Raw genomic sequence first — 21,893 nt, 5'->3', positions numbered from 1 at the left:
GCGACGCACCGTGCGTGAGTCGAGCCGCAAACTGATCAAATCACCACAAACCTACATAAGCTGATGCGATGGGTGGTGATGATGCGCGGCTGCGGGCCGTGGTTTCGCTTGCGCAGGCGATGGCGGCGGCGCACACCCCGCGGGGGTGCTGGCGAGCGGCCGCGCTGGGGGCGTGCGAGGCGTTGGGCGGCAGCTTTGCCGCGCTGTCGGTCTGGGAGCGCGGACGCGGGCGGCTGCGGGTGCTGGTCAACGCGGGCGAGCGGGCCGAGGGGGAGGAGGAGTTCCCCGACGAGGAGACGTACCCGGTGCACCAGTTCCCGGAGATCACCGAGTTCCTGCATGAGCGGTGGGCCGGGGGCGGCGAGCCGGACGCCTGGGTGGAGACGGCCGACGGTCCGGTGGAGCCGGAGACCGGGGGTGCGGGTGTGGCGGGTGCGCACGGTTACCGGCGCGGCTACTGCCATCAGCGGGTGGCGGCGCTGCGCCGGCGCGGACGCGGCTGCTGCGTGGTGGCTCCGATCGTGCTGCACGGGCGGGCCTGGGGTGAGCTCTATGTGGCGCGGCCGGTGGGGGAGCCGGTGTTCGGCCGCCGGGACGCGGACTTCGCCACCGTGCTGGCCGCCGTCGTGGCCGCCGGTATCTCCCAGACGGAGCGCCTGGAGGAGGTGCGCAAGCTCGCCTTCACCGATCCGCTGACCGGTCTCGCCAACCGGCGGGCCGTCGACATGCGGCTGGACGAGGCGGTGGAGCGGCACCGGGAGGACGGCTCGGTGGTGAGCCTGGTCGTCTGCGATCTGAACGGTCTGAAGCGGGTCAACGACACGCACGGGCATGCCGTCGGCGACCGGCTGCTGGAACGTTTCGGCTCCGTGCTGTCCCGGTGCGGGGCCATGCTGCCCGGGGCGCTGGCGGCCCGGCTCGGCGGGGACGAGTTCTGTCTGCTGGCCCTGGGTCCCGGGGCGGACGAGGTGATCGCGGTGGCCACGGAGCTCTGCGAGCGGGCCGCCGAGCTGGAGTTCGGCAACGGGGTCGCCTGCGGGATCGCGTCCACCGGGGATCCGATCGGTCCGGTGGTCTCCGCGCGGCGGCTCTTCCGGCTCGCGGACGCGGCCCAGTACCGGGCGAAGGCGGCCCGCTCCGTGAGGCCCGTGGTGGCGGGGCGTGACGGCGAGGTCATCCGGCTGGCCGACTCTCCGCCCAAGTCCGCCCATGACCGCCGCCGCCTGCGGGGAGCCGTGCCCGAGGTGACGGATGAGGTAAGGGGTCAACCCGGCGACCACTAGTGACATGAAGGGTTTCAGTCCGTACGCTTCTGAATATGGATATGCATACAGTCGTGGTGGGGACGTCCGGTACCACTGCTCAGGACGTCATCGCCGTGGCCCGCGGCAACGCCCGTGTCGAGCTCTCCGCGGCCGCGGTGAGCGCCCTGGCGGCCGCCCGCGAGATCGTGGAGGCGCTCGCCGCCAAGCCCGAGCCGGTCTACGGCGTCTCCACCGGGTTCGGCGCCCTGGCCAGCCGCCACATCAGCCCGGAGCTCCGTGCTCAGCTCCAGCGCAACATCGTCCGCTCGCACGCGGCCGGCATGGGCCCGCGGGTCGAGCGCGAGGTCGTCAGGGCTCTGATGTTCCTCCGGCTGAAGACGGTCGCCTCCGGACACACGGGCGTGCGGCCCGAGGTCGCCCAGACCATGGCGGACGTACTCAACGCCGGGATCACACCCGTCGTTCACGAGTACGGTTCCCTCGGCTGCTCCGGTGACCTGGCACCGCTCTCGCACTGCGCCCTGACCCTGATGGGTGAAGGTGACGCGGAGGGCCCCGACGGGACCGTCCGCCCGGCCGGTGAGCTCCTCGCCGCTCACGGCATCACCCCGGTCGAGCTGCGCGAGAAGGAGGGCCTCGCCCTCCTCAACGGCACCGACGGCATGCTCGGCATGCTCGTGATGGCCCTCGCCGACCTGCGCAGCCTCTACACCTCGGCCGACATCACCGCGGCCCTCTCCCTGGAGGCCCTGCTCGGCACGGACAAGGTCCTCGCCCCCGAGCTGCACGCCATCCGCCCGCACCCCGGCCAGGGCGCCAGCGCCGACAACATGCTGCGGGTGCTCGCCGGTTCGGGTCTGACCGGTCACCACCAGGACGACGCGCCGCGCGTCCAGGACGCCTACTCCGTGCGCTGCGCGCCCCAGGTCAACGGCGCGGGCCGCGACACCCTCGCCTACGCCGCGACCGTTGCCGACCGCGAACTGGCCTCCTCCGTCGACAACCCCGTCGTCCTTCCCGACGGCCGGGTCGAGTCCAACGGCAACTTCCACGGGGCGCCGGTCGCGTACGTCCTGGACTTCCTGGCCATCGTCGCCGCCGACCTCGGTTCGATCGCCGAGCGCCGCACCGACCGGCTGCTGGACAAGAACCGTTCGCACGGGCTGCCGCCGTTCCTCGCCGATGACGCCGGTGTCGACTCCGGCCTGATGATCGCCCAGTACACCCAGGCCGCGCTGGTCAGCGAGATGAAGCGGCTCGCCGTCCCCGCCTCCGCCGACTCGATCCCGTCCTCCGCGATGCAGGAGGACCACGTCTCGATGGGCTGGTCGGCCGCGCGCAAGCTCCGTACCGCCGTCGACAACCTCGCCCGGATCGTCGCCGTCGAGCTGTACGCGGCGACCCGCGCCGTCGAGCTGCGCGCCGCGCAGGGCCTGACCCCGGCCCCGGCCTCGCTGGCCGCCATCGAGGCGCTGCGGGCGGCGGGCGTCGAGGGCCCCGGCCCGGACCGCTTCCTGTCGCCGGACCTGGCCGCGGCGGACGCCTTCGTCCGGGCGGGCAAGCTCGTCTCGGCGGTCGAGCCGGTCACGGGGCCGCTGGCCTGACCGCGGTCCTGATACGCACGACAGCGGCCACCGGGCGGACCCGGTGGCCGCTGTCGTGTCCGCGGCCGTGCCCGCTCACAGGGCCGGCTGCGGACCTCCGTGACGGCCCGAGTACGTGACGAAGCCGGCTCCGATTCCCAGAAGCGCCATGCCGCCGACGAGATACGGCGTCGTGTCGATCCCGGTCCCGGTCTCGGCGAGCGTGGTGGGGTCCAGGTCCGAACCGGAGGCGGCGGCGCTGTGGCCGGCCGTGCTGGGTGCGGGGGTCGCATCGCCCGCGTTGGCGGACGGGACGAACCACAAGGCGCACAGCAGCGTTCCCGCGGCGGTGGCGGTCAGAAGCGGGCGGCGGGTGATGGCCACGGAATCGATCCCCCTTGGGGCAGCCGTAAGAGAGAGGGCTCCCCGAATGCCGGGTCCCCTCAGGCCTGTTGCACCGATGCTAATGAACGCAGCGGGTCGCGGGAAAGCCATGGCGGCCGGGAGTTCGGGCCGGCCGGCACCTGGGGCGGTTTCGCATGCCCGGGCACGCGCATCTGCGGCGTTGCCGTCGATCAACAACTCCCCCATAGCCCTGAAGGCATGGGGGACCCCCTTCGCGCGGCTGCGGGCACCCGGACCCGTTCCCTCCTCCACCTCGCAGGTGCCGGCCGGCCTTACGCTCCACATCATGAGCACTTCTGAGTCATCACGATTCGTTCGCCTTCGTGTCGAAATGGTGGTCGAGATCACGGACGCCGACGCCCTGAGCGGGACCGCGCTGGAAAGCCTCGCGGCCGAGTACGGGGAGCCCGGCGGCGAGTCCGCCGAAGAACGTACGCATGCCGAGACCGCGGTACGGGAAGACGGTGCGGAGGCCCTCGCCTCGCTGATCGACCCGTTCGACCTGGTCGGGGAGGTGCCCGGGGTCGAGCTGGCCCAGGCCTCCTGGAGCAGCGAGATCATCGACTACGACCCGGACGACCCGGACGGATGGGACCTCGATGACGACCAGGACGACGACGGCGAGGGGGACGACGGCGACGAGAGCGCCTCCGGCGTCCCGCACAATGGGGAGAAGGACGGCAGCACGGAACGGCGGGTCTAGCGGGTGGGAACACCGGCCCCGGCCCGCTTCCGGCGGACCGGGGCCGGTCTGCGTGAGCAGCCGGTGGATACGGATCACGGACGTGCTGTACAACCGGTTCGTGTACCGGCGGACACATAGGTGATGAACAGCGGGAACCACGGCTGTCACCACCGCGTCGATGAGTGGTGTTCCCCACATCTGAGGCAGATATGGAACGGGGCGCCCATTCAGGGTGTTCTTGGAGCATTGACGGGTGTAGCCGGTCGACGGCCTTGCTCGGGGTTTTGGGGATTTCGGCAACGATGGAGAAGCGTGTGATGACGGACAGCAAACGGCGCAGGGGCCTCATGGCCGCGTCCGCACTGCTCGGCGGCGTGCTGGTGCTTTCGGCCTGCAACGACGGCGGCGACAAGGGCGGCCCTAGCCCCGACAGCTCGAAGTCACAGGCGGCCGAGGTCGACAAGGCGGCGGCCGAGGAGGCCTCCGAGGCGCAGATAGCGATTTCGCCGAAGAACGGCGCGACCAACGCGAGCATCAACAACGCCGCCAAGGTCACCGTCACCAAGGGCAAGCTGACGGTGGTCACGATGACCACGGCAGCCGGCGAGAGCGTCAAGGGCACCCTGTCCGCCGACGGCACGACCTGGAAGCCGGACGCCCAGCTGGAGCGTTCGACCACGTACAAGATCAATGCGACGGCGCAGGACTCGAAGGGCCGCGAGGCGCACGAGAACTCCTCCTTCACCACCGTGTCGCCCGCCAACAGCTTCATCGGGAACTTCACCCCCGAGGACGGCTCCACCGTCGGCGTCGGCATGCCCGTCTCGATCAACTTCAACAAGGCGATCACCGACCAGAAGGCCGTCCAGGACGGCATCACCGTGACGTCCAGCAGCGGCCAGCAGGTCGTCGGCCACTGGTTCAACTCCCAGCGCCTGGACCTGCGTCCCGAGGACTACTGGACGGGCGGCTCCACCGTCACGCTGAAGCTGGCGCTGGACGGCGTCGAGGGTGCGGACGGCGTGTACGGCGTGCAGCAGAAGACGGTCACCTTCAAGGTCGGCCGCAACCAGGTCTCGACCGTGGACGCCAAGACGCACACGATGACCGTCACCCAGAACGGCAAGACGATCAAGACCATCCCGATCTCGGCCGGTTCGTCGGACAACCCGACGTACAACGGCCAGATGGTGATCTCCGAGAAGTTCAAGGAGACCCGGATGGACGGTTCGACGGTCGGCTTCACCGACGACGACGGCAAGGGTGAGTACGACATCAAGGACGTGCCGCACGCCATGCGGCTGTCCACGTCGGGCACCTTCATCCACGGCAACTACTGGGGCGCCAAGTCGATCTTCGGCAGCGCCAACACCAGCCACGGCTGCGTCGGCCTCTCCGACGCCAAGGGCGCCGGTGACCCCAACGAGCCCGCCGCCTGGTTCTACAACAACTCCATGATCGGTGACGTGGTCGTCGTCAAGAACTCCCCGGACAAGACCATCCAGCCCGACAACGGCCTCAACGGCTGGAACATGAGCTGGGCCCAGTGGACGGCGGGCTCCGTGGCCTGAGCCGGCCGACCGCTTCCCCCTCACCCCGGGCAGCACCCACCCCGTCCCGCACGCCAGGCGGCGGCACCGGATCCCCACGGATCCCGGAGCCGCCGCCTTCGGCGTACCGGGCTGTTCTCATCCCGCTCTCATCGTGGCCTTAACTCACCATCACAAGCGGTCCATAGCCTCGCGCCATGTTCTTCACCTACCTCCGGCGCGAGCTGCGCCGCCGCAGAAAGGCGGCGCTCGTCGTCGCCTCGGGGCTCGCCCTCGGCATTGCGCTGGTCATCATCGTCAGTTCGGTCTCCTCGGGCATGAGCAAGGCCCAGGACAAGGTCCTCGAATCGCTGTACGGCCTCGGTACGGACATGACCGTCACCAAGGCCGCCGCAGCTCCGGGAACCAACACGGAACGCCCCAAGTTCGAGTTCGACGCCAAGGACAGCGACGACGAAGCGACTCAGAGCACGGACCGGGTCATGGTCCAGGGCTTCCAGACGCTCGCCTCCACCACCGTGGACAAGGTGGACAAGCAGAGCGGCGTCGCCGACGCCGTCGGCGGGCTGAGCATGACCGTCATGAAGGTGGACGGCCAGTTCAAGCGCGGTGAGTTCAAGCAGGAGGGCGGCACGACCGGGGGCACCCGGGGCGGCCCCGGCGGCGGTACCGGCCAGCCGCAGGGCGAGGTCCAGGGCGGCGGCGCCTCCTTCGACGTCAACTCCTACACGGTGTACGGCACCGACGTCACCAAGCAGGATCTCGGCCCGCTCACCTCGTCGAAGATCACCGCCGGACGTACGTTCAAGACGACCGAGACCAACGCGAAGGTGGCCGTCGTCGACGCCGCCTACGCCAAGGAGAAGAAGCTCTCGGCCGGCAAGACGGTGACCGTCCACGGCACCAAGTTCACGATCGTCGGCGTCTCCACGGCCGACAGCGGTGACGCGGCCGCCAACCTCTACATCCCGCTCCAGCAGGCGCAGACCCTCGCCGACGCGAAGAACAAGGTCACCACGGTCTACGTCAAGGCCGCGGACTCGCAGCAGATCGACAGCGTCAAGTCCACCATCCAGAAGAACATCGCGGGTACCACGGTCACCACCTCCGCCGACCTCGCGGACACCGTGTCCGGCTCCCTTTCCACCGCGTCCGACCTGGCCTCCAGCGTCGGCAAGTGGCTCTCCATCGCCGTGCTCATCGCCGCCTTCCTGGTGGCGGGACTCCTCACCTCCTCCGCGGTCAGCCGCCGCGTACGGGAGTTCGGCACGCTCAAGGCGCTCGGCTGGAAGAGCGGCCGGGTCACCCGCCAGGTCATCGGCGAGGCCCTCGTCAACGGCCTGATGGGCGGCGTCCTCGGCATCGCGATCGGCCTCGCCGGCGCGTACATCGTCACCGCCGTCAGCCCCACCCTCACCGCCCAGCTCGGCTCATCGAGCAGCGGCGCGGGACGCGGCGGCGGCATGATGGGCGGCGGTCGCCAGACCGCGTCCAAGGCGCTCGACATCGCCCTGACCGCACCCGTCTCCCTCTCCACCATCCTGATCGCCGTCGGCCTGGCCGTGGCGGGCGGGCTGATCGCGGGCGCCTTCGGCGGCTGGCGCGCCTCCCGGCTGCGCCCCGCGGACGCGCTGCGCCGCGTCGAGTAACCCGCCGCGGGATGCCCGGCGGCCGGGCATCCCGCACCCCCGTCCCCGCGACCCGCGATCCACGAGGCGTTCGCCCGGGATCCGCGATCATCGGCCAGCAGGAGTTGACCCATGTACACCCTTCAAGGCGTCACCAAGCGCTACACGCGCGGCAAGTCCACCGTCCACGCGCTCGCCGGCGTCGACCTGACCATCGAGGACGGCGGCCGCCTGGTCATCCAGGGCCCCACCGGCGGCGGCAAGTCCACGCTGCTGCAGATGCTCGGCGGCCTGGACCGCCCCACCGACGGCAGCGTCGAACTCGACGGTGTGGACCTCGCGAAGCTCAGCGAGGCCAAGCTCACCAAGGTGCGCGCCGAGAACATCGGCTTCGTCTTCCAGAGCTTCAACCTCATCCCGACGCTCACCGCCCAGGAGAACGTCGAGACCGCCCTCGTCCCGCTCGGCATCAAGGCGGCCGAACGGCGCAGACGAGCCGCCGAGGCACTCGACTCGGTCGGACTGGGCGAACGGCTCAGTCACCTCCCCAGCGAGATGTCCGGCGGTCAGCAGCAGCGGGTCGCCATCGCCAGAGCCCTGGTCAAGCAGCCCAAGGTGCTCCTCGCCGACGAGCCCACCGGCAACCTCGACGAGTCCATGCGCGACGAGATCATGGAGGTGCTGGAGACCATGTGGAAGGAGCACGGGCTCACCTTCATCATGGTCACCCACGACAGCGCGATCGCCCGCAGGGCCCCGCGGCTGGCGACCATCCGCAAGGGCAAGGTCACCATCACGGAGAACGCCGCGGCCTGAGCCGGCAGCAGCTCACCACCCCGCCCCTGACCGACGGGCCCGCCCGGGTCCGCCGGTCAGGGGCTTCCCGGTGTCCTCAGACCGCCCGCGCGGCCACGGCCCTGCGGTGCGCCGCCAGGTCGCTGCGGCGGACCTGGCGCAGCCCGGCCGGGTCGGTGGGGGCGGCGGCCTCCTCGCAGACAGGCCGCGGACCGGGACCGCCCGCGCCGCCGGCCCCGGCAAGACGGGCGCGGAGCCCGTACCAGGGCTGCAGCGGCAGCCAGCACAGCCCGTACAGCCAGCGCCGCGTCAGCCGCCCGGGGCCCGGGCGCCCCGCATCCGGCAGGCTCACCACCCGTATCCCCATGATCAGCTTCCCCGCGCCCGCGCCGACGACCGCGGTCAGCACCACCTGATTGAGGAACGAGAGGACGAGCACCGGCCCGATCAGCAGCCCGACGACCTGGGGAACGGTCGCCGAGCCCGCGTACGGCCGGACGAGTAAGCCGCCGGTGACCAGGCAGAGATAGCAGTCGAGTCCGACAGCGAGGTAGCGGCGCATCTCGCCGGCCCGGGGCGGTGTGCGCGGCGCGGGCCGACCCGTCCGTACGGGGACGTACGGGGGTCCCGGATGCCCATGGCCGAGCGGCGGGCCCGTGGCCAACGGCGTTGCTCTGTAAGGGTGATGAGGATCCCGGCCCTTGCGGTCCCCCCGCGATGTTGTCATGACGGAATCATGTCTGATCGCCCGTCACCGCGGGCCCGGACCGCGCAGCTCCGGGACATCGGGGCGCCGCCCGATGGTGTAGCCCGCTACACCATCGGTCCGGGAGGCCGGACCCTCGTGCCGGAGTCCGGCCGCTGGAAGCATGAAGGACAGCCGGGTGAGGGCCCGGTGCACCTGCCCGACTTCCTGTTCCCGGAGGAACCCCGTGAAGCCGCTTCTGTGGACCGTGCTCGTCGCCGCGCTCGTCGCGAACCTCTCGCTGAACTTCCTGGTGGACCAGGAAGGACTGCACATCGCCCTGAGCGTCGTGTCGGGTGTGGTCCTGCTCGCGTCGGCGGCGGGCCTGTGGGTGCTGCGCAGCCCGCGCGAGAACTGAGGGCGGCCCGCCGCGGACCTCACACCCGCCAGGACGCCCCTGTGAGGTTCACCACTTCGGGTGGCGCACGCCCCCGCCGCAACCCGGCCGATTCTCCCCGGAACCGGCCTGGGACCGGGAGGTTGCGGCCTTCCCGTGCGGGGCGCGACGGGATCACCATGTGGATGCCCGTGGAGCATTGCGTCGTCCCACTGGGACACTCGATACGCCACAACGGTCCTGTACGTCGCTTTCGTGAGCACGGTATGCGTGATGTCGGGCGACGCCCTCAACGGCGAGGGGGGACCTGGCGCCCCTCGGGACGGGGGCGCCTTCGCGCATGAGCCGACCCATGGAAGGTCTTGATCAGATGCAGGCCACCCCTGACTCCGCAACGCCGCACGCCGCCGACCGCGTCATCGAGCCGCTGTACGCGGAGATCCTCCGCCGCAACCAGGGCGAGAAGGAGTTCCACCAGGCCGTACGGGAGGTCCTGGAGACGCTCGGCCCGGTGCTGGCCCAGCGGCCGGAGTTCGTGGACGCCCGGATCATCGAGCGGATATGCGAGCCGGAGCGCCAGCTCATCTTCCGTGTGCCGTGGTCGGACGACTCCGGCGACATCCACGTCAACCGCGGATTCCGGGTCGAGTTCTCCAGCTCGCTCGGCCCGTACAAGGGCGGGCTGCGCTTCCACCCCTCGGTCAACCTCGGCATCGTGAAGTTCCTCGGCTTCGAGCAGATCTTCAAGAACGCCCTCACCGGCATGCCCATCGGCGGCGGCAAGGGCGGCTCCGACTTCGACCCGAAGGGCCGCTCGGACGCCGAGATCATGCGGTTCTGTCAGTCGTTCATGACCGAACTCCACCGCCACCTCGGCGAGTACACCGACGTCCCCGCCGGTGACATCGGCGTGGGCGGCCGCGAGATCGGCTACCTCTTCGGCCAGTACAAGCGGATCACCAACCGCTACGAGTCCGGAGTCCTCACCGGCAAGGGCCTCGGCTGGGGCGGCGCCCTGGTGCGCACCGAGGCGACCGGCTACGGCTGCGTCCTGTTCACCGCAGAAATGCTCCGCAGCCAGGGCGACAGCCTCGACGGCCGGCGCATCGCCGTCTCCGGTTCGGGCAACGTCGCGATCTACGCGATCGAGAAGGCCCAGCAGCTCGGCGCCACGGTGGTGACCTGCTCCGACTCCGACGGCTACGTCGTGGACGAGAAGGGCATCGACCTCGCCCTGCTCAAGGAGATCAAGGAGGCGGGCCGCGGCCGCGTCTCCGAGTACGCGGAACGCCGCGGCGAGCACGCCGTGTTCGTGCCCGGCACCGGCGTCTGGAACGTGCCCTGCGATGTGGCGCTGCCCTGCGCCACACAGAACGAACTCCACGAGGCCGACGCGTTGACCCTCGTACGCAACGGTGTGAAGGCGGTCGCCGAGGGCGCCAACATGCCCACCACCCCCGAGGCCGTCCGCGTGTTCCAGGACGCCGGCGTGGCCTTCGCCCCCGGCAAGGCGGCCAACGCGGGCGGCGTGGCGACCAGCGCCCTGGAGATGCAGCAGAACGCCTCGCGCGACTCCTGGACGTTCGCCCACACGGAGGAGCGGCTCGCGGAGATCATGCGCCACATCCACGACTCCTGCTACATCACGGCGGAGCGTTACGGCAGCCCCGGCAACTACGTCGTCGGCGCGAACATCGCCGGCTTCGAGCTGGTCGCGGACGCGATGCTGGCGCAGGGACTGATCTGACCGGGTTCCCGGTGTACGCGCACGGGGCCGGGACGCGGATGCGTCCCGGCCCCGTGGTGCGTGCGGGCACGCCCGGAGCGGATGTACGCAAGTCCCGGACGACGCCGACGAGCAGGGCCCGGCGTGGGCCACGTCGCGGGAGCCTGCCTGCGCTACGCCGTAGGACCCGGCCTGCGCCGGAACGTCTCCGCCAGGCCCGTGTTCGCCACCACCACGACGGCCATGACCACGGCCGCCGCCGGGTGCCCCACCTCGTACAGCCCGTAGGCGCCGCCGCCGAGCACCACGGCCTTCACCGCTAGTACCCCGGCCAGCGGCAGCCGGATCCGGGCGCGCGGTGCGGCGAACGTTCCCCACAGGGCGATGGCGACCGCCAGTACCCCGGTGCCCAGCAGTAGTTGAACCGCCAGGCCGTCGCCGAGAGTGAACCCCCACCGGAACAGGCACGCCAGCGCCACCAGTTCCACCAGGAATGCCAGAGTTTCGTTGGCGGCCCACCAGGGGCGGCCGCTCGACGAAGGGATCGCCGGCCCCTCCGTACGGTTGTCGCGCATGGTGCCCCCACCCTCCCCGTTCACGTCGGAGCGAGGGTATCCGGATCAGCCCTGGGCCGGTGCCACACCGATCGGGCACGAGACACCCGTGCCGCCGATCCCGCAGTAGCCGGCCGGGTTCTTGTCGAGGTACTGCTGGTGCGCCGGCTCGGCGGGCCAGAAGGTACGGCCCTCGGCCGGGAGGATCTCCGTGGTGATCTCGCCGTAGCCGGATCCCGTGAGGACCTTCTGGTACGCCTCGCGGGACGCCGCCACGGCCGCTGCCTGCTCGGGGGAGTGGGTGTAGATCGCGGACCGGTACTGGGTGCCCACGTCGTTGCCCTGGCGGAAGCCCTGGGTCGGGTCGTGGGACTCCCAGAAGACCTTCAGGAGCTGGGTGTACGTGACGGCCTTCGGGTCGTACACCACGCGGACCGCCTCCGTGTGTCCGGTCAGGCCCGAGCAGACCTCCTCGTACGCGGGGTTCTCCGTATAGCCGCCCTGGTAACCGACGAGAGTCGTCCAGACACCGTCCGTCTCCCAGAACTTGCGCTCGGCACCCCAGAAACACCCCATCGCGAAGTCCGCGGCCTCCAGACCCTCCGGGTACGGGCCCAGCAGGGCGTTGCCCAGGACCGTGTGGCGGGCCGGGACGGTGAATTCCGGGGTGGCGCGGCCGCGCAGGGCCTCCTCCGGGGTGGGGAGCTGCGGGGTGCGGCGGTTCAGGAACATGCGGGGCTCCTCCTGGGGTCGGCGTGATGTCCGTACAACGCACCGGGACCGCCGTGGATTCCGGCCCCGGTGCTCAGGCGCGGGGCGTGCCGTCCTCCGACTCGGCGGCCTTCAGATAGTCGGCGGCACGCTTGCGGGACTTGAACCAGAAGTAGAGGCCGAGGCCGATCAGGATCAGGGGTATCAGTCGTGCCACGGGAACACCGGTCCTTGTCGTGGGAAGCAGTCGCGGGAAGTCTTGTGCGGTCGTGGGAAACGGCCGGGGAAAGCAGGAGTACGTCGCTCCCACGGTCGCACAGTCGCGCCTCGGGAGGTCCCGGTGCCGCGTCAGCTCAGCAGCGTCGCGGGGCTGCCGCCGTTCGCCTCGTAGCCGGCCACCGCCAGGGCCCGGTACACGGTGTACTCGGCGGCCGGGTCGGAGTTCGCCGTCCACGGCAGCGCGCCCACGTGTCCGTCGATGTGGATCAGCTGGTTCATCGCCTCGGACCAGCGCTCCATCCGTACCAGGAACAGCACCAGGAGATGACGGACGTGCGCGAGCATCGGGTCGTCGGCGCGGGCCGCGTGGACCGCGAACATCGCGCCCTCGACCGCCTTCGTCACCACCAGGCTCCGGTAGAACCCCTGCACGAGATTGACCTCGGGGAGATGCTCGTACACGGCGAACAGCGGCAGGGCGGCCAGCAGTGAGCCCTGCGGGGCGCGGGCGGCGGCCGCGGTCGCGAAGCGGTCGGCCTCCTCGCGCGATCCGTGCCACTTCTCGCACCAGAAGTGCAGCGCCGCGATGTGCGCGCCCATGTGGGCCGGCGCCCGGTCGATGATCTTCGCCCAGAGCTGGTCGAACTCCTCGTGGGAGTACCCGAGTCCACGGGCGACGGCCAGTTCCGCCAGATACGGGACGGGGTCGCCCGGCGCCAGCGCGGCCGCCTCGCCGACGACCGTACGCGCCTCCTCCAGAATGATCCGGAAGTCGTCCGTACCGGTCGTGGACGAACGCCACGCCTGCTGGACCAGGAACTCCGCGTGCACGGCCGCGGCCCCCGCGTCCTCAGGTGCCTCGGCCCGCCACTTGCGCAGCCATGCCCCGCCCACGCCCGGCCGCTGCATCAGCTCCAGCGAGGCGGCCCCGGCGAACGCCTGCACCCGCTGCCACCGCACCTCGCCCTCCTTCGGCGTCCCGGACAGCAGCTGGGACGCGGCCCGCCACTCCTGGGTGTGCTGGACGACATCGAGCACATCGAGAAGATCCTGGTCGGGGCCAGGCATCCGGATGTCCAGCTCCTCCTGGCGCACGAAGCCGTAGGTGTCCGGATCGGCGGCGTCCGGGGAACCGGGCGCCACCTGACGGATACCGCCGCGACGGCGCAGCACATAGGGGCCGACGACCGCGGCGAGCATGCACAGCGCGAGCAGGAACCACAGAATCTCCATGCCCCCATTGTCACCGGACGGCAAGGTGCTCTGTGAGCGCCCTCGGAACGAACTACGCTCGGGGCCCATGAGCGACCAGCACAGCTTCGAGACTCTCGCGATCCATGCGGGAAACACCGCCGATCCCCTTACCGGCGCCGTTGTTCCGCCCATTTACCAGGTGTCCACGTACAAGCAGGACGGCGTGGGCGGCCTGCGCGGCGGCTACGAGTACAGCCGCAGCGCCAACCCCACGCGCACCGCGCTGGAGGAGAACCTCGCGGCCCTGGAGGGAGGCCGCCGCGGACTCGCCTTCGCGTCCGGCCTCGCCGCCGAGGACTGCCTGCTCCGTACGCTGCTGACGCCCGGCGACCACGTGGTCATCCCGAACGACGCCTACGGCGGTACGTTCCGGCTGTTCGCGAAGGTCGCCTCGCGCTGGGGCGTGGAGTTCTCGGTCGCCGACACCTCGGACGTGGCGGCGGTCCGGGCCGCGATCACCCCGCGTACCAAGGCGATCTGGGTGGAGACCCCCTCCAACCCGCTGCTCGGCATCACCGACATCGCGGCGGTCGCCGGTGTCGCCCGCGCCGCGGGTGCACGGCTCGTCGTCGACAACACCTTCGCCAGCCCCTACCTTCAGCAGCCCCTCGCCCTGGGCGCCGATGTCGTGGTCCACTCCACGACCAAGTACATGGGCGGCCACTCGGACGTCGTCGGTGGCGCGCTGATCGCCAACGACCCCGACCTGTCGGACGAGTTGGCGTACCACCAGAACGCGATGGGCGCCGTCGCCGGTCCGTTCGACGCCTGGCTGGTGCTGCGCGGCATCAAGACCCTCGCCGTCCGGATGGACCGGCACAGCGAGAACGCCACCAGGGTCACCGAACTGCTGACCCGCCACCCCAAGGTCACCCAGGTCCTCTACCCCGGGCTGCCCGAGCACCAGGGCCACGAGATCGCCGCCAAGCAGATGAAGGCCTTCGGCGGGATGGTGTCCTTCCGGGTCGCGGGCGGCGAGGAAGCGGCCGTCGAGGTCTGCAACCGCGCGAAGCTCTTCACGCTCGGTGAATCGCTCGGCGGCGTCGAGTCGCTGCTGGAGCACCCGGGCCGGATGACGCACGCCTCCGCCGCCGGATCCCCGCTGGAGGTCCCGGCCGACCTGGTCCGCCTCTCCGTCGGCATCGAGAACGGCGACGACCTGCTGGCCGACCTGACGCAGGCGCTCGGCTAGTCCTCTCATTCGCGGGCGGGGCCGGTTTCGCCGGCCCCGCCCCTGGTGCGGTCACCCTCAGACCGAGGCCTTCTCGTCCTCCAGCGAAGCCCTGACCTGCTCCCGCAGCTCGGGACTGTCGGTGTGCTCATGGACCGAGACCGCGTGCTCGGTCGCCGCCCGCACGACTTCGTCCTCCTCACCGGAGATGGTCAGCGAACAGTTCGACACGCTCGGATACTTGCGGCAGTCAGCGATCTTCCTGGTCATCACAGCCTCCTCGGGCAGTGCCCTTCCAGGATAGAACGGCATGAACCCGGGCACCTGCGCGCCTACCAGCCCTCCAGCGGCGGCGTCGTCTCGGCGGGCGGCACCTGCCAGGGCTGGGCCACCACCGCCCACACCGCGAACGCCACGACCACCGCGGCCGCCGTCAGCAGCCACAGCCGACCCAGCACCCGCCGGCGGCGCAGCAGCCGGTCACCGCGTTCCGCCGCCCGCGCCGCCAGTTCCGCGGGCACCTGCGGATGGGGGGTGTCCAGCATCCGCCGGACCTCGTCCTCCCTGCGCCCCATGCCGCTCACGGCGCAGTCCCCAGGGGTCGGGTGCGATCCCGGCGCGGCGGCCGAGTCCCGGTACCCCGGAACCTGGCCGCCCCGCCGATGCAGACCACGCGGACCCGCTCCACCGGCATCCCGAGCAGCGCCGCAGTCTGCTCCTCCGGGGCACCCTCGTACAGGCGCAGCACCAGGACCAGCCGTTCCTGCGGGGTCAGCCGGTCCAGCTGCCCGCCGCGCGGACGGCGATGGCGCCAGGCCTGCCGGGCGAACCGGGTGGCCAGATCCTGCCGGGTGCGGTTGTACGGATCCTCGCCGTGCAGCCGGTCCCAGTCCGCGTAGGTCCGGGCCAGCGCCGCGGTGAGCAGCCGCAGCGCGCGCTCGTTGGCGCCCGGCGGATCCGCAGGCTCGGCCGTGAGCAGAGTCGCGGTGTGCAGCAGCCGGCCCGCCGCGCCCGCCACGAAGGCCTCGAACTCCTGGGCGCGGCGCCGCAGTCGGACCGCATGGCGCTCTCGCACGAGGTCCATCGGAGCGCTCCACGGGCCCCGGGTCAACCCCCAGGGCCCGGTGGGTCAGAGCCTGTGCCGGGCCCTATCCCGCCGACGGCGGCTGGTGCGCCGCCTGCCGCGCGGCCAGGGACCCGTTGAAGCGGGTGAGCAGCGCGCAGAACGTGTCCCGCTCGTCCTCTGTCCACTCGTCCGTCACCTGGGACATCAGCTCGCGACGCGAGGCCCGGACCTCCTCCAGCCGCGCCTGGCCGCGCGGGGAGAGCTGGAGGACGACCGCACGGCCGTCCTCCGGATGCGAGGTGCGCTTGACCAGACCGGTGTCCACCAGCGGCGCGACCTGCCGGGTCACCGTCGAGGAGTCGATCCCCATTCCGGCGGCCAGCGCCTTGACGCCCATGGGGCCTTCCCGGTCCAGCCGGTTGAGCAGCAGATACGCGGCCCGGTCCATGGAGTTGCGCACCTGGCCGACGCCGCCGAGGCGGGTCTGCTCGGCACGCCGGGCGAAGACCGCCACCTGGTGCTGCAGAGCGTCGAGAAGGTGGTCGTGACCCGGGTTCTCCGGGGTTGCGCCCCCGGAAGGAGACGTGGCAGTCGTCATGTCCTGAGGGGGCATGGCCGGGGGCTCTCTTCGTAGGGTGTCGGATGGGTGGGGGACAGAGTACGCGGCCCCGGGGCAACGTGTACCAGCGCCGCACAAACCTGCGGACATCGGCGCAGGAGGGGCCAGTCGGCGGCGGCCGCAACCCCTTTCAGCTGCAAGACTTGCGGTATGAACTTCCCACCGCCCGGCCGTTTCCCCCCGCTGATCCTCGATGACGTCCGAGGGGCGCAGAAGATGCTCTCCGGCGTCTCCAGGGTCACGCCGCTGGAGGGAAGCCGCCATCTGTCCGCCCTGGTGGGTGCGCCCGTCCAGTTCAAGTGCGAGAACCTGCAGCGGACCGGCTCGTTCAAACTGCGGGGCGCGTACGTACGCATCTCCGGTCTCACCCCGGTCGAGCGGGCGGCCGGTGTGGTGGCCGCGAGCGCCGGAAACCATGCGCAGGGTGTCGCGCTCGCGTCTGCGCTGCTCGGCGTACGGGCAACGGTCTTCATGCCGGTCGGGGCGCCGCTGCCCAAGGTCGCCGCGACCCGTGAGTACGGGGCGCAGGTGCGGCTGCACGGCCACGTCGTCGACGAGACACTTGCCGCGGCGCAGGAGTACGCACAGGAGACCGGTGCGGTCTTCATCCACCCCTTCGACCACCCGGACATCATCGCGGGGCAGGGGACGGTTGGCCTGGAGATCCTCGACCAGTGCCCCGAGGTGCGCACGATCGTGGTCGGCGTCGGCGGCGGCGGGCTCGCGGCCGGGATCGCCGTGGCGGTGAAGGCGATCCGGCCCGACGTGCGGATCATCGGCGTACAGGCGGCGGGCGCCGCCTGCTATCCGCCGTCGCTGGCCGCGGGCCACCCCGTGTCGATCGGCTCGCTCCAGACGATGGCGGACGGCATCAAGGTGGGACGCCCCGGCGACGTGCCCTTCGGCCTGGTCCGCGAGTTGGTCGACGAGGTCCGTACGGTCTCCGAGGACGAGCTGTCCAGCGCCCTGCTGCTCTGCCTGGAGCGGGCGAAGATGGTGGTGGAACCGGCCGGTGCGAGCCCGGTGGCCGCGCTGCTGAGCGACCCGAAGTCGTTCCGCGGCCCGGTGGTGGCGCTGCTGTCCGGCGGCAACGTGGACCCGCTGCTGATGCAGCGCATCCTGACCCACGGCATGTCGGCGGCCGGCCGCTATCTGAGCCTGCGGCTGCGCCTGACGGACCGCCCCGGCGCGCTGGCGACCATGCTGGGAGTGCTCACGGTGGCCGACGCCAACGTCCTCGACGTCATCCATGTGCGCACCGACCCCCGGCTCGGCCTCACCGAGGCCGAGGTGGAGCTCCACCTGGAGACCAAGGGCCCCGAGCACTGCGAGGAGGTCGCTGCGGCGCTGCGCGGGGCGGGCTATCTCGTCATGGTCTGACCACTTGTCAGTCGCGATGTATCGCGTTACTGTTCCTGCGCCCGGCCCGGGGACGCACGTGCGTTCGCCTCGTGTGTTCACCGGGCGCGGAAACACGGGCAAATCTAGGATCTGTGAGGAAGTCACCCGAACGTACTGGGGGAATCCCGTATGCCAGGCGCCATCTACGCCGAAGGTCTGGTGAAGACCTTCGGAGACGTACGAGCACTCGGCGGCGTCGACCTCGACGTGCCGGAAGGCACCGTCCTCGGACTTCTCGGCCCCAACGGAGCCGGTAAGACGACCGCCGTACGCGTCCTCACGACGCTGCTCATGCCCGACAGCGGCAGCGCCTTCGTCGCGGGCATCGATGTACTGAAGAAGCCCAACGAGGTGCGGCGTTCGATCGGGCTCTCCGGTCAGTTCGCCGCCGTCGACGAATATCTGACCGGCCGCGAGAACCTGCAGATGGTCGGCCAGCTCTACCAGATGTCCTCCCGTGACGCGAAGGCCCGGGCCACGGAGCTGCTGGATCGGTTCAACCTCGCCGACGCGGCCGACCGCACCGCCAAGACCTACTCCGGCGGCATGCGCCGCCGGCTCGACCTCGCGGCGGCGCTCGTCGTCTCCCCGCCGGTCATGTTCATGGACGAGCCGACCACCGGCCTCGACCCGCGCAACCGGCAGCAGCTCTGGGACGTCATCGAGGAACTCGTCGCCGGCGGCACGACGCTCCTGCTGACCACGCAGTACCTGGAGGAGGCCGACCGTCTCGCCCACGACATCTGCGTGATCGACCACGGTCTCGTCATCGCCCGCGGCACCTCCGACCAGCTCAAGGCCCGCACCGGCGGCGAGCGCGTCGAGGTCGTCGTCCAGCGGCCCGACCAGATCGACCCGGCCCGCGAGGTCCTCGCCCACCTGGGCAAGGGCGAGGTCGCCGTCGTCCCGCACATGCGCAAACTGACCGTCCCGGTCAACGGCGGCGCCAAGCTCCTCGCCGAGGTCATCCGCGACCTGGACGGCCGCGGCGTGGGGATCGACGACATCGGGCTGCGCCGCCCCACCCTCGACGACGTGTTCATCTCCCTCACCGGCCACGCGGCCGAGCAGGAGAAGAGCGACGAGAACGGGACGGACGTGCAGTCCGCCGCCCGGACGGAGGCGGAGAAGTGAGTGCTGTCACCCGTACGACCGCGGCCCCCGCGCCCAGAGGCGCCGGCGGCATCGGGCAGTCCGCCCGCGACTCGCTGGTCATCGCCCGTCGGAATCTGCTGCGCATGACCCGGATTCCCGAAGTAGTACTTTTCGGGCTCATCCAGCCAATTATGTTCGTAGTGCTGTTCAGTTACGTGTTCGGCGGCTCCATGAACATCGGCGGTTCGACGGACCCCGTCGTCTACCGGAACTTCCTCATGGCCGGGATCTTCGCGCAGACCGTCACCTTCGCCACCGCGGGAGCGGGCGCCGGGATCGCCGACGACATGCACAAGGGGCTCGTCGACCGGTTCCGCTCGCTGCCCATGGCGCGCGGCGCGGTGCTCACCGGGCGCACACTGGCCGACCTCGTCCAGACCATGTTCACCGTGCTGGTGCTCACGATCGTCGCCCTGATGGTCGGCTGGCGCATCCACGAGGGCATTCCCAAGGCGCTGGGCGCGTTCGGGCTGCTCCTCCTGCTCGGCTACGCCTTCTCCTGGATCGGCGCGCTGATCGGCTTGTCCGTCCGGACCCCTGAGGCGGCCACCTCGGGCGGGCTGATCTGGCTGTTCCCGGTGACGTTCATCTCCAACGCCTTCGTGGACTCAAGCCAGATGGCGGGCTGGCTCCAGCCGATCGCCGACTGGAACCCGTTCAGTGCGACGGTCCAGGCCTGCCGCGTGCTCTTCGGGAACCCGGGCGTTTCGACGTCCGACGCCTGGCCGATGCAGCACCCGGTCTGGGCCTCGCTGATCTGGTCCGTGCTGATCATCGCGGTGTTCCGGACCCTCGCGGTCCGCAAGTACCGCTCGGTCGCCGTCTGAGCACAGCGGGAAGCCCCGGCCGGATGAAACGGCCGGGGCTTCCCGCTGTGCGTGGGGTGTGCGGATCAGCCGGAGTACGGCTTCGCCGAAAGGATCTTCACCCTGGCGATCTTGCCGTTCGGCAGCTCGTACTCGGCGCTCTCGCCCATCCTCTTGCCGTTCACGCCCACGCCGAGCGGGGACTGCGGGGAGTAGGTCTCGATGTCCGAGCTCGCGTATTCGCGGGAGGCCAGGAGGAAGGTCGTCGTGTCGTCGTCATCGCCGTCGAAGGCGATCGTCACGACCATGCCGGGCTCGACCACGCCGTCGTCGGCCGGCGACTCGCCGACCTTCGCGTGCTCCAGGAGCTGGGTCAGCTGGCGCACCCGGAGCTCCATCTTGCCCTGCTCCTCCTTGGCCGCGTGGTACCCGCCGTTCTCGCGCAGGTCGCCCTCCTCACGGGCCGCCGCGATCTTGACGGCGATCTCCGTGCGCGCGGGACCAGACAGGTACTCCAGCTCGGCCTTGAGCTGGCTGTACGCCTCCGGCGTGAGCCAGGTGACGTTTTCGCTGGTCTGGGTCACAGGGTGCTCCTCGTCGGTACTGGGAATACAAAGCATCGCCCTACCCCGAAGCATGCGCTTCCACGGGTGGGCGAAACCACGAGCCTAACAATTCGCCGGAGAAAGGGGGAGGAGGTAAACGGTTGAGAGTGTTGAACCGCAGGTCAGCGCCGTCAATAGTCGCTCAGGTCACCCGTGCGGCGGTCAACGCTACGCCCCGTCGTCGTCCGTGCACCCCAGCAGCTCGACGGCGGTCGCCCTGGACGTCGTACGCAGGGTGAGGACCTGGTCGACGCGGTCGGTGGCGCCGTCGAAGCGGAAGTCCTTGCGGGCCACCTCCGCACCCTCCTCGCTCAGCGAGCGAAGCGTGCAGTAGCCCTTGGCGTCCTGGTCCTTGCGGACCTCAAGGTGCACCTCGACGCGGTCGTCCGAGACGACCTTGAACTTGATCATCTCGGCGCTGAGGCCCTGACCGCTCACATAGCCGTAACCGATCCAGCCGACCACACCCAGCAGGGCGACGCCCAGGACGGAGCCGATGATCTTGAGCTTGCGGTCCGCGCGCTGGTCCGCGGAGCGGCCGTAACGGTTCTCGGGAGGCGTCTCGCGCACCGCCGTCATGATCGTTCCTCCCGTACCGGGGATCGAGGAATTTTCCACCCCCGTGTTCGGTCACTATAGAAGCCGCCCGTGCGCCACCCGACCGCCACCCCACACCGACGTCCCTGCGGGACGGCACCCTTGCTGGCGACCAATCACTGAGGATCGAGTCTTGACTGAGCAGCTTCGACTGATGGCCGTACATGCCCACCCCGACGACGAGTCGAGCAAGGGCGCGGCCACCATGGCCAAGTATGTGTCCGAGGGGGTGGACGTGCTGGTCGTGACCTGCACGGGAGGCGAGCGTGGCTCCATCCTCAACCCGAAACTCCAGGGCGACGCGTACATCGAGGAGAACATCCACGAGGTGCGCAAGAAGGAGATGGACGAGGCCCGGGAGATCCTGGGCGTCAAGCAGGAGTGGCTCGGCTTCGTCGACTCGGGTCTGCCCGAGGGCGACCCGCTGCCGCCGCTGCCCGAGGGCTGCTTCGCGCTGGCGGACGAGACCGTGGCGGCGGGGCGCCTCGTCGCGAAGATCCGTGCGTTCCGGCCGCAGGTCGTCACCACGTACGACGAGAACGGGGGCTACCCGCACCCCGACCACATCATGACCCACACGATCTCGATGATCGCCTTCGACGGTGCGGCGGACACCGAGAAGTTCCCCGAGGCGGAGTTCGGTCCCGCCTGGACGCCGCAGAAGCTCTACTACAACCAGGGCTTCAACAAGCCGCGCACGGTCGCGCTGCACGAGGCCCTGCTGGCCCGCGGTCTGGAGTCGCCGTACGGGGACTGGCTGGAGCGCTGGAAGGAGTTCGAGCGCGCCGAGCGCACGCTGACCACGCACGTTCCGTGCGCGGACTTCTATGAGATCCGCGACAAGGCGCTGATCGCGCACGCGACGCAGATCGACCCCGACGGCGGCTGGTTCCGCGTTCCGATGGACATCCAGCGGGAGGTCTGGCCGACCGAGGAGTACGAGCTGGCGAAGTCTCTCGTCGATACCTCCCTCCCCGAGAGCGACCTCTTCGCGGGCATCCGCGACAATGCCTGAT

At 70.5% G+C, this 21,893-nt stretch carries 25 protein-coding genes; 13 read left to right on the top strand and 12 right to left on the bottom strand.

The window, feature by feature from the left end; all coding sequences use genetic code 11:
- The first annotated feature begins 68 nt into the window (after positions 1-68).
- Complete coding sequence (locus ACIOEW_RS10670) at positions 69-1,283, top strand: diguanylate cyclase domain-containing protein (protein ID WP_401963235.1); 1,215 nt, start codon at positions 69-71, stop codon at positions 1,281-1,283.
- A gap of 35 nt (positions 1,284-1,318) precedes the next feature.
- A complete protein-coding gene (gene hutH, locus ACIOEW_RS10665; RefSeq protein WP_401963233.1) occupies positions 1,319-2,869 on the top strand; it encodes a histidine ammonia-lyase in 1,551 nt (516 codons plus the stop codon).
- A 75-nt stretch (positions 2,870-2,944) separates the two neighbouring features.
- On the opposite strand, the gene ACIOEW_RS10660 is transcribed toward hutH, so the two are convergent.
- On the bottom strand, positions 2,945-3,232 hold the full coding sequence (locus tag ACIOEW_RS10660; RefSeq protein ID WP_401963231.1) for a hypothetical protein: 288 nt from the start codon (positions 3,230-3,232) through the stop codon (positions 2,945-2,947).
- A 307-nt stretch (positions 3,233-3,539) separates the two neighbouring features.
- On the opposite strand from ACIOEW_RS10660, the gene ACIOEW_RS10655 reads away from it, so the two are divergent.
- From ACIOEW_RS10655 to ACIOEW_RS10640, 4 genes are all read left to right on the top strand, one after another.
- The gene (locus ACIOEW_RS10655; RefSeq protein ID WP_362546472.1) at positions 3,540-3,956 is read left to right on the top strand and encodes a hypothetical protein; all 417 of its coding nucleotides are present in this window, start codon (positions 3,540-3,542) and stop codon (positions 3,954-3,956) included.
- Between the two features lie 284 nt (positions 3,957-4,240).
- Entirely contained in the window at positions 4,241-5,509 is a 1,269-nt protein-coding gene (locus ACIOEW_RS10650; protein ID WP_362546475.1) for an Ig-like domain-containing protein, read from the top strand.
- A gap of 176 nt (positions 5,510-5,685) precedes the next feature.
- Positions 5,686-7,137, top strand: coding sequence for an ABC transporter permease (locus ACIOEW_RS10645; protein WP_401963229.1), 1,452 nt, complete (start codon positions 5,686-5,688; stop codon positions 7,135-7,137).
- A gap of 111 nt (positions 7,138-7,248) precedes the next feature.
- Positions 7,249-7,932: an ABC transporter ATP-binding protein gene (locus tag ACIOEW_RS10640; RefSeq protein ID WP_362546481.1), complete on the top strand. Its 684-nt coding sequence runs from the start codon at positions 7,249-7,251 to the stop codon at positions 7,930-7,932.
- Positions 7,933-8,008: 76 nt separating this feature from the next.
- Here the strand turns inward: ACIOEW_RS10640 and ACIOEW_RS10635 are convergent, their stop codons facing one another.
- Positions 8,009-8,638: an RDD family protein gene (locus ACIOEW_RS10635; protein ID WP_401963226.1), complete on the bottom strand. Its 630-nt coding sequence runs from the start codon at positions 8,636-8,638 to the stop codon at positions 8,009-8,011.
- Positions 8,639-8,843: 205 nt separating this feature from the next.
- On the opposite strand from ACIOEW_RS10635, the gene ACIOEW_RS10630 reads away from it, so the two are divergent.
- Together ACIOEW_RS10630 and gdhA are read left to right on the top strand one after the other, a co-directional pair.
- On the top strand, positions 8,844-9,014 hold the full coding sequence (locus ACIOEW_RS10630) for a hypothetical protein (RefSeq protein WP_401963224.1): 171 nt from the start codon (positions 8,844-8,846) through the stop codon (positions 9,012-9,014).
- A 349-nt stretch (positions 9,015-9,363) separates the two neighbouring features.
- Entirely contained in the window at positions 9,364-10,740 is a 1,377-nt protein-coding gene (gdhA, locus tag ACIOEW_RS10625; protein ID WP_401963840.1) for an NADP-specific glutamate dehydrogenase, read from the top strand.
- A gap of 152 nt (positions 10,741-10,892) precedes the next feature.
- Here the strand turns inward: gdhA and ACIOEW_RS10620 are convergent, their stop codons facing one another.
- The 4 genes from ACIOEW_RS10620 to ACIOEW_RS10605 form a co-directional block, all read right to left on the bottom strand.
- Complete coding sequence (locus tag ACIOEW_RS10620; protein ID WP_401963222.1) at positions 10,893-11,294, bottom strand: YrdB family protein; 402 nt, start codon at positions 11,292-11,294, stop codon at positions 10,893-10,895.
- A 45-nt stretch (positions 11,295-11,339) separates the two neighbouring features.
- Complete coding sequence (gene msrA, locus ACIOEW_RS10615) at positions 11,340-12,005, bottom strand: peptide-methionine (S)-S-oxide reductase MsrA (RefSeq protein WP_362546490.1); 666 nt, start codon at positions 12,003-12,005, stop codon at positions 11,340-11,342.
- A gap of 73 nt (positions 12,006-12,078) precedes the next feature.
- A complete protein-coding gene (locus tag ACIOEW_RS10610) occupies positions 12,079-12,201 on the bottom strand; it encodes a hypothetical protein (protein WP_362546493.1) in 123 nt (40 codons plus the stop codon).
- A 131-nt stretch (positions 12,202-12,332) separates the two neighbouring features.
- Positions 12,333-13,436 (bottom strand): hypothetical protein, encoded by a 1,104-nt coding sequence (locus tag ACIOEW_RS10605; protein WP_401963220.1) that lies wholly within the window; start codon positions 13,434-13,436, stop codon positions 12,333-12,335.
- A 67-nt stretch (positions 13,437-13,503) separates the two neighbouring features.
- On the opposite strand from ACIOEW_RS10605, the gene ACIOEW_RS10600 reads away from it, so the two are divergent.
- On the top strand, positions 13,504-14,649 hold the full coding sequence (locus ACIOEW_RS10600) for a cystathionine gamma-synthase (RefSeq protein WP_362546499.1): 1,146 nt from the start codon (positions 13,504-13,506) through the stop codon (positions 14,647-14,649).
- Positions 14,650-14,706: 57 nt separating this feature from the next.
- Here ACIOEW_RS10600 and ACIOEW_RS10595 read toward each other — a convergent pair whose 3' ends face one another.
- The 4 genes from ACIOEW_RS10595 to ACIOEW_RS10580 form a co-directional block, all read right to left on the bottom strand.
- The gene (locus tag ACIOEW_RS10595) at positions 14,707-14,898 is read right to left on the bottom strand and encodes a DUF1059 domain-containing protein (protein ID WP_136327728.1); all 192 of its coding nucleotides are present in this window, start codon (positions 14,896-14,898) and stop codon (positions 14,707-14,709) included.
- A gap of 62 nt (positions 14,899-14,960) precedes the next feature.
- Entirely contained in the window at positions 14,961-15,203 is a 243-nt protein-coding gene (locus ACIOEW_RS10590; RefSeq protein ID WP_401963838.1) for a hypothetical protein, read from the bottom strand.
- Positions 15,204-15,208: 5 nt separating this feature from the next.
- Positions 15,209-15,703 carry a sigma factor-like helix-turn-helix DNA-binding protein gene (locus ACIOEW_RS10585; protein WP_401963836.1) on the bottom strand — a complete coding sequence of 165 codons (495 nt, stop codon included), beginning with the start codon at positions 15,701-15,703 and terminating at the stop codon, positions 15,209-15,211.
- Positions 15,704-15,776: 73 nt separating this feature from the next.
- Positions 15,777-16,307, bottom strand: a complete 531-nt coding sequence (locus ACIOEW_RS10580) for a MarR family winged helix-turn-helix transcriptional regulator (RefSeq protein WP_401963217.1) — start codon at positions 16,305-16,307, stop codon at positions 15,777-15,779.
- A gap of 156 nt (positions 16,308-16,463) precedes the next feature.
- Between ACIOEW_RS10580 and ilvA the strand changes: the two genes are divergently transcribed.
- The 3 genes from ilvA (at position 16,464) to ACIOEW_RS10565 (ending at position 19,696) form a co-directional block, all read left to right on the top strand.
- On the top strand, positions 16,464-17,693 hold the full coding sequence (ilvA, locus tag ACIOEW_RS10575; RefSeq protein WP_362546508.1) for a threonine ammonia-lyase: 1,230 nt from the start codon (positions 16,464-16,466) through the stop codon (positions 17,691-17,693).
- 150 nt (positions 17,694-17,843) lie between these two features.
- Positions 17,844-18,848 carry an ATP-binding cassette domain-containing protein gene (locus tag ACIOEW_RS10570; RefSeq protein ID WP_362546511.1) on the top strand — a complete coding sequence of 335 codons (1,005 nt, stop codon included), beginning with the start codon at positions 17,844-17,846 and terminating at the stop codon, positions 18,846-18,848.
- A 104-nt stretch (positions 18,849-18,952) separates the two neighbouring features.
- Positions 18,953-19,696, top strand: a complete 744-nt coding sequence (locus ACIOEW_RS10565; protein ID WP_401963834.1) for an ABC transporter permease — start codon at positions 18,953-18,955, stop codon at positions 19,694-19,696.
- Positions 19,697-19,761: 65 nt separating this feature from the next.
- Here ACIOEW_RS10565 and greA read toward each other — a convergent pair whose 3' ends face one another.
- On the bottom strand, positions 19,762-20,259 hold the full coding sequence (greA, locus tag ACIOEW_RS10560) for a transcription elongation factor GreA (RefSeq protein WP_401963214.1): 498 nt from the start codon (positions 20,257-20,259) through the stop codon (positions 19,762-19,764).
- 189 nt (positions 20,260-20,448) lie between these two features.
- Positions 20,449-20,859 (bottom strand): DUF4307 domain-containing protein, encoded by a 411-nt coding sequence (locus tag ACIOEW_RS10555; protein WP_362546520.1) that lies wholly within the window; start codon positions 20,857-20,859, stop codon positions 20,449-20,451.
- A 151-nt stretch (positions 20,860-21,010) separates the two neighbouring features.
- Here ACIOEW_RS10555 and mca point away from each other — a divergent pair, with 151 nt between their 5' ends.
- Positions 21,011-21,892, top strand: a complete 882-nt coding sequence (mca, locus tag ACIOEW_RS10550; RefSeq protein ID WP_362546523.1) for a mycothiol conjugate amidase Mca — start codon at positions 21,011-21,013, stop codon at positions 21,890-21,892.
- Position 21,893: the final 1 nt, after the last annotated feature.

It is taken from the genome of Streptomyces sp. NPDC087901, from assembly GCF_044742205.1.
GTDB lineage: Bacteria > Actinomycetota > Actinomycetes > Streptomycetales > Streptomycetaceae > Streptomyces.
Note: the sequence above shows the minus strand (reverse complement) of the source record. Positions and strands in the feature narration are given on the sequence as shown.